Here is a 537-nt window from a genome sequence, read left to right on the forward strand (position 1 = left end):
GCACTAGAGGTGTCGGTAAAACGACTATTGCACGGATTCTTGCACGTTGCTTAAGTTGTGAACGAGGCATTACCTCAGAGCCTTGTGGCGAGTGCGGAGCTTGTACGTCAATCGAGCAAGGGCGTTATGTTGATCTTATCGAGATCGATGCGGCTTCGCGAACCAAAGTCGAAGACATGCGAGGGCTTCTTGAGAATGTTCAGTACGCGCCAACTGAAGGGCGGTTTAAGATCTATCTGATCGACGAAGTACACATGCTGTCGACGCATAGTTTTAATGCCTTGCTGAAAACTCTGGAAGAACCGCCAGAGCATGTGAAATTCTTATTTGCGACCACCGATCCTCAAAAATTACCGATTACGATCCTATCACGTTGCCTTCAGTTCAATCTGAAGAATATGACGCCGGAAAGAATCGTTCATCACTTGAAGTTTGTTTTATCACAAGAGCAAGTCAGTGCCGAAGATGCCGCATTATGGGCGATAGCTCGGGGTGCTGATGGCAGTATGCGTGATGCCTTGAGTCTGACGGATCAGG

Annotated in this window: 1 protein-coding gene; it reads left to right on the top strand. The window is 48.0% G+C overall.

Annotated features, from left to right (window positions below):
- Window positions 1–537 (top strand): DNA polymerase III subunit gamma/tau (gene dnaX, locus A3739_RS02795; protein WP_068500231.1); only part of this gene is annotated, 537 nt, incomplete at both ends.

It is taken from the genome of Oleiphilus sp. HI0067, assembly GCF_001635735.1.